The sequence below is a fragment of the Methylophaga sp. UBA2513 genome (genome assembly GCF_002341285.1).
Lineage (GTDB): Bacteria > Pseudomonadota > Gammaproteobacteria > Nitrosococcales > Methylophagaceae > Methylophaga > Methylophaga marina.
The window spans coordinates 1-577 of sequence record NZ_DDNT01000021.1; positions in this window are offsets into that span (position 1 = coordinate 1).

Consider the following 577-nt stretch of genomic DNA (forward strand, 5'->3'; position numbering starts at 1 on the left):
CAAAAACGTCAGGAACGTTTTTGGACGACCAAAGGGAACTTGCGTAGCGATTTGCCCCTGGAATAGGGCAAACAAAGTAGGTCACCGATAACGGCTCCTGTGTTATCGCCATACATGACATCCCTGTAAATAACCGCCAGGCTTTTTTTATTATCTGCCGTTCAGACGTGTATACGTGAACGAAGTAACAGCCAATGGATTATGCATTTAAACTGAATGGGGTAGGAGCAAATTGAGACTGCCCTAAATTTCATAAGCTCCCTAAAAAGTCGATATGAATGGTGTAATTCTCGACTTGTACTAACTCACAGTATTTCAGCCAAGCTATTTTGATTAGTCAGTTTACTGACAGGAATAGAAAAACTGTTGGTATAATTAGCTTTTATTTCTAACATCGCGATATTTTGTACATAAAACTAGACGCCAGTCTTTATTACTGTTATTCTTACTTGCAGTTTTTAAAACCCCCTCCAAAATTAAGTTAATTCAACTCATCAATCGATGTGTTCAAGGCATTTCTATATCAAAATCCCATTCTTAGGTAATACATGAATCTGACAGAACTGAAAAAGCAGTC